Genomic DNA, 5,610 nt, shown 5'->3' on the forward strand with positions numbered 1-5,610 from the left:
CGCGGCCGCGGCGTCGGCGGCCGGCGTGCCGGCGCGGGCCCGCAGGACCCAGCCCTCGATGTTGCGCTGCGCGCCGGCGCTCACGCCCAGCGCGCCGGCCGGCACGTCGCGGCGGACCACGGTGCCCGCGCCCGTGTACGCGCCGTCGCCCACGGTGACCGGGGCGACGAACATGTTGTCGGCCCCCGTCCGGGCGTGGGAGCCGATCGTCGTGCGGTGCTTGCGGACGCCGTCGTAGTTGACGGTGACGGACGCGGCGCCGATGTTCGTGTGCTCGCCGACGGTCGCGTCGCCGATGTACGACAGGTGCGGGACCTTCGAGCCCTCGCCGATCTGCGCGTTCTTCGTCTCGACGAACGTGCCGATCTTGCCCTTCGCGCCGAGCTCGGTGCCCGGGCGCAGGTACGCGAACGGCCCGACGCTCGCGCGGGGGCCGATCACGGCGAGCGAGCCGTGCGTGCGCACCACGGTCGCGCCGGGGCCCACCTCGACGTCCGTCAGCGTGGTGTCGGGGCCGACGGTCGCGCCCTCGCGCACCACGGTCGCGCCGTGCAGCTGGGTGCCGGGCAGCAGCGTGACGTCGCGCTCCAGCTCGACGTCCACGTCGACCCAGGTGGTCGCCGGGTCCACCACGGTGACGCCCTCGCGCATCCAGTCCTCGAGGACGCGGCGGTTGAGCTCCGCGCCGAGCGTCGCGAGCTGCACGCGGTCGTTGACGCCCTCGACGAGCACCGGGTCGTCGGTGCGCAGCGCGCGCACGTGGCCGCCGTCGGCCCGCGCGATGGCCAGCACGTCGGTGAGGTACACCTCGCCCTGCGCGTTGTCGCGGTTCAGCCGGCCCAGCGCGCTGCGCAGCACCGCCGCGTCGAACACGTAGGTCGAGGAGTTGATCTCGCGGATGGCGCGCTGCTCGTCGGACGCGTCCTTGTGCTCGACGATCCCGAGGACGTCGCCCGTCCCCTCCTCGCGCAGGATGCGGCCGTAGCCGGTCGCGTCCTCGACCTCGGTGGTGAGGACCGTGACCGCGTTCGCGTCGGCCGCGTGCGCGGCCAGCAGCTCTCCGAGCGTCGCGGCGTCCAGCAGCGGGACGTCGCCCGCCATGACGACGACGGCGCCCTCGGTGACCGCACCGGAGGAGTCCGCTCCCCCGTCGGCGGCGGCCGCCTGCGCGGCGGCGTCCAGCGCCGTCATGGCGACCTGGACGGCGCGCCCGGTGCCCGGGACGTCGTCCTGGTCGGCGAACACCACCTCGGGGTCCACGTCCTTCGCGTGCGCGACGACCTGCTCGCGCCCGTGCCGCACGACGACGACCACGCGACCCGGCTCGAGGCCGCGGGCGGCGCCCAGCGCGTGGCCGAGGAGGGTGCGGCCGCCGAGCCGGTGCAGGACCTTCGGTGTGGCCGAGCGCATCCGGGTTCCTTCACCTGCGGCGAGGACGATGACGGCGGCGGGACGGGGGAACGTCACCTCGTGGTGCTCCTCGCGGTCTGCCCGGGGTCACCGGGCGGCGGGTCGTGCGCGCGAGTCACTCTACCGCCGTGAGCGCACCGCCCGGCTCGGGTCGCGCGGCCCCGTCGTGCCAGCCCCACGTCCCGCCGTCGTCGTGCAGGACGAGCCCGCCCGTGCCGCCGGGGCCGCGCCGGCCCGTGACCATGACGGCCGTCGCCCACACGTCGGCCCAGCACGGCGACGGCCCGACCACCGTCGCGGAGCGGACGCCGTGCGCCGCCGGCAGGCCCGTCCCAGGGTCGACGACGTGCGCGCCGCGCGCCGCCGTGCCCGACGTGGCGACGCCGCCCGCGTGCACGCGCACCGTCGCGAGCAGCTCGCCCGGGCGGTCCGGGTGCTCGACACCGACGAGCCATCCCGGGCCCGCCGGGTCGCAGCGCACCGCCACGTCGCCGCCGGCGTCGATCGCGACGTCGCCCCGGACGCCCCCGAGCGCGTCGAGCGCCCGCTCGACGGCCCAGCCCTTGACGACGCCCGTGGGGTCGAACCCGCGCCTGCTCCATCCCCACGCGTCCACCGCGCCGTCCGTCGTCGCGAGCACCAGCAGGCACAGCCGGTGGACCTCGCGGACCCGCGCGTCGCAGTCGGCGAGCGGGAGCTCGCCCCGGGCGTAGCGGCTGACGTCCGAGTCCGGCCGGTACGTGCTCAGCACCCGGTCGACCTCCCGCAGCTCCGCGAACGCCGCCCGCACCGCGCGCTCGGTGGCCGCCGCGTGCGCGTCGTCACCCCGCACGTGGACGCTCACGGGCATCCCCATGACGTGGTCGACCCACGCGCGGCGCGGCTCGTCCTGCCCGCCGCTCATGCCCCGAACGCCTGGTCGATCGCGTCCTGCAGGGACTGGACGTACCCGCGGCTCGTCACGGTGGCGCCCGAGACGAGGTCGATCTGCGCGCTCTGGGCGTCGGTGACCTCGGTGTTGAGCTGCGGCACGGCGTAGGCGTTGATCTGCTGGTCGCGAGGGTTTCCGGTGGGGTACTGGACGGCGTCCGCGGACGTGATCCGCCCCGCCTCCACGGTGATCTGCACCTGCACCGGCCCCCACCGGGTGTCGGCGACGGCGCCGGTGAACGTCCCGCTGGCGTCCGAGCCCGACGAGCCCGACGAGCCCGACGACGAGCCCGACGAGGCCGAGGTGCCGCCGTCCGACGAGCCGGACGAGCCGGAGGACCCGTCACCGGTGGCCGACCCCGACGCCGGACCCGACGTGCTCGTCCCGCCGGACGCGGACGCGCCCGACCCGCCGGTCGCGGTGTCGACGCCCACGGGACGGCCGGTGCTCGTCGGGTACGCGAGCAGGAGCACGAGGCCGGAGAGGGTGGACAGGGCCCAGATCGTGATGCGGCGCATGGTCACTCCCAGTCGTAGCGCTCGACGTGGACGGCGTCGTCGGGGACGCCGGCGGTGCGCAGGTCGCGCAGGACGGCGTCGGTCCACGGACCCGGACCGCAGACGACGACGTCGTGGTGGCGGATGTCGGGCGACAGCGCGAGGAGCGCGGCGGGCCCGGGGACGTCGGCGTGCGCGGCGGGGAGCCACGAGGTGCCGGTCCCGGCGCGCCGGCCGGTCAGCGGCAGGTACGTCAGGCCGGGCAGCGCCGCGAGCTCGGCCGCCAGGGGCCCGGCGCCGGGCCCGCGCGTCCGGTGCAGCAGGACGTCCCCGCGGCCGGGCCGGGCGTGCAGGAGGGCGAGGACGGGCGCGACGCCCGAGCCCGCCGCGACCGCCGTCATCCGGGGCCGGCGCAGGACCTGCGGGGTCAGCCGGCCGTACGGCCCCTCGACGAGCACCCGCGTGCCCGGGCGCAGGGCGGCGATCCGTCGTCCGTCGTCGCCGCGGACCCCCACCGTGACGCGCAGGCCGTCGGTGGTCGGGGCCGCCGAGAGCGACAGGGGGTGGCCGCGCGTCCAGCCGGGGCCGGCGAGGAAGCGGAAGACGAAGAACTGCCCCGGCGCGACCCGCAGGCGCTGCAGGTCGTGCCCCGTCATCCGCACGTGGACGAGGTCGTCGACGTCCGGCACGACCTGCGCCACCCGCAGGCGGTGCCGCGCGGACGTGCGCCACGGCGCGACGAGGCGGAACGCGACGACGGCGACCAGCGCCCCGCCGTACAGGGTCCACCAGTAGGCCCGTGCGCCGGGGTTGGCGACGAAGTCGGTCCCGGTCCAGAGCTGGTGCGGGAGCGCCAGGCCGACGCCGAGGTAGGCGTACAGGTGCAGCAGGTGCCACGACTCGTAGCGCAGTCGGCGGCGGGCCGCCCGCACCGAGGTGACGACGACCATGCCGATGAGCACGGTGCCCGCGAGCGCCAGCAGCATGCCGGGGTAGGTCCGCAGCATCGTCCACGCCTCGCCGAGCACGCCCGTCCGGTCCACGAGCGCGTAGGAGACGACGATCGTCACGAGGTGCAGCACCATGAGGTGGAACGACGTGAAGCCGACCCACCGGTGCCAGCGCGCGAGCCTGTCCTGCCCGAACGAGCGCTCGGCCCACGGGATGCGGGCCATGCCGAGCACCTGCAGCAGCAGGAGGTTCGCGCTCAGCAGGCCGGCGAGCCGTCCCACGGAGCCGAGCGCGTCCGCCGCGCCGCCGACCAGCTGCCCGACGCCGCCGCCGGACTCCCAGAGGGCGACGACGACGAGGCACGTGAGCCACGTGAAGGCGGCGACGGCGTCCGGCCACCACCGGCGGTGCACCGGCGCGGGCGTCGGCGCGGCCGGGGCGGCGCCGAGGGCCGGTGGCCCCACCACTGCTGCTGTCATGTCGTCGATCGTCCGGCCGGGTGCTGGGAGACCTCTGAGAGAGGGCTGTCCCGCGGCTCAGCGTTCGCTGCGACCACGGACGAGGCCGGCATGAGAGGATGGACCCGGCTCTTGCGCGGCTCTGGACCGCTGCGGGCTCGCGTCCCGGGTGAGGCACTCGCCTGGCGGGCGCCCTCTCGACGCCCTGAAAGGCGACCCCTGTGACCTCGTTCTCCTCCCTCGGCGTGCCCGAGGCCCTCGTCCGCGCGCTCACCGCCCGCGGCATGACCGACGCCTTCCCGATCCAGGCGGCGACGCTGCCCGACACCCTGCGCGGCCGCGACGTGCTCGGCCGCGGCCGCACCGGCTCGGGCAAGACGCTCGCCTTCAGCCTCCCGCTCGTCGCGCGCCTCGCGGGCCTGGCGCCGGGGGCCCGCGCCGCCCGGACCACGGCCGGCCGGCCCCGCGGGCTCGTCCTCGCCCCCACGCGCGAGCTCGCGACCCAGATCTCCGCGACGCTCGAGCCGCTCGCCCGTGCCGCCGGCCTGCGCGTCACCACGATCTTCGGTGGCGTCTCCCAGCGCCCGCAGGAGCAGGCGCTGCGCGCGGGCGTCGACGTCGTCGTCGCGTGCCCCGGCCGGCTCGAGGACCTCATGGGCCAGGGCGTCGTGTCGCTCGCGGACGTGCAGGTGACCGTGCTCGACGAGGCGGACCACATGGCCGACCTCGGCTTCCTGCCGGGCGTCCGCCGGATCCTGGCGGCCACGCCGCGGCGCGGCCAGCGGATGCTGTTCTCCGCGACGCTCGACAACGGCGTGGACAGGCTCGTCACCGAGTTCCTCACCGACCCGCTGCGCCACTCGGTCGACACGGACCGCTCGCCCGTCTCCGCGATGACGCACCACGTGCTCACCGTCGAGGACGTGGCCGCGAAGCGCGACGTCGTGCTCCACCTCGCCTCGGGCACCGGCCGCCGCGTCCTGTTCACGCGGACCAAGCACGGCGCGAAGAAGCTGGCGCAGCAGCTCACCAAGGCCGGCGTCCCGGCGGTGGACCTGCACGGCAACCTGGGGCAGGGCGCGCGCGAGCGCAACCTCGAGGCGTTCTCGTCCGGCGCCGTGAAGGTGCTCGTCGCGACGGACATCGCCGCGCGCGGCATCCACGTCGACGACGTCGAGCTCGTGGTCCACGTCGACCCGCCCGCCGAGCACAAGGCCTACCTGCACCGGTCCGGCCGCACGGCCCGCGCCGGCTCGGCCGGCGACGTCGTGACGCTGGTGCTGCCGGAGCAGCTCGCGGACGTGCGGGCGATGACCCGGCAGGCCGGCATCACCGCGGCGCCGCAGCCGGTGACCGCGGGCGC

At 76.4% G+C, this 5,610-nt stretch carries 5 protein-coding genes; 1 reads left to right on the forward strand and 4 read right to left on the reverse strand.

The features are described 5' to 3' along the window. The 4 genes from glmU to HGCM_RS01170 form a co-directional block, all read right to left on the reverse strand. Nucleotides 1-1,467, reverse strand: a 1,467-nt coding sequence (gene glmU / locus HGCM_RS01155; protein ID WP_026075166.1) for a bifunctional UDP-N-acetylglucosamine diphosphorylase/glucosamine-1-phosphate N-acetyltransferase GlmU, incomplete at its 3' end; no start/stop codon positions are given. Between the two features lie 58 nt (nucleotides 1,468-1,525). Then, on the reverse strand, nucleotides 1,526-2,314 hold the full coding sequence (locus HGCM_RS01160) for an FAD:protein FMN transferase (RefSeq protein WP_019135065.1): 789 nt from the start codon (nucleotides 2,312-2,314) through the stop codon (nucleotides 1,526-1,528). Further along, on the reverse strand, nucleotides 2,311-2,859 hold the full coding sequence (locus HGCM_RS01165; protein ID WP_026075167.1) for an FMN-binding protein: 549 nt from the start codon (nucleotides 2,857-2,859) through the stop codon (nucleotides 2,311-2,313). The genes HGCM_RS01160 and HGCM_RS01165 overlap by 4 nt, the downstream gene beginning before the upstream one ends. A 2-nt stretch (nucleotides 2,860-2,861) precedes the next feature. After that, on the reverse strand, nucleotides 2,862-4,268 hold the full coding sequence (locus tag HGCM_RS01170) for a ferredoxin reductase family protein (protein WP_026075168.1): 1,407 nt from the start codon (nucleotides 4,266-4,268) through the stop codon (nucleotides 2,862-2,864). A gap of 200 nt (nucleotides 4,269-4,468) precedes the next feature. Here HGCM_RS01170 and HGCM_RS01175 point away from each other — a divergent pair. Next, nucleotides 4,469-5,610, forward strand: a 1,142-nt coding sequence (locus HGCM_RS01175; protein ID WP_019135068.1) for a DEAD/DEAH box helicase, incomplete at its 3' end; no start/stop codon positions are given.

Origin of the sequence: Cellulomonas massiliensis JC225 (assembly GCF_000312005.1) — a bacterium.
Classification (GTDB): Bacteria; Actinomycetota; Actinomycetes; order Actinomycetales; family Cellulomonadaceae; genus Cellulomonas; species Cellulomonas massiliensis.

What these genes read in the sequence shown, in the direction of transcription:
- HGCM_RS01165 (WP_026075167.1), bottom strand. Translation starts at nt 2,859, where the DNA reads ATGCGCCGCATCACGATCTGGGCCCTGTCCACCCTCTCCGGCCTCGTG.
- HGCM_RS01170 (WP_026075168.1), bottom strand. Translation starts at nt 4,268, where the DNA reads ATGACAGCAGCAGTGGTGGGGCCACCGGCCCTCGGCGCCGCCCCGGCC.
- HGCM_RS01160 (WP_019135065.1), bottom strand. Translation starts at nt 2,314, where the DNA reads ATGAGCGGCGGGCAGGACGAGCCGCGCCGCGCGTGGGTCGACCACGTC.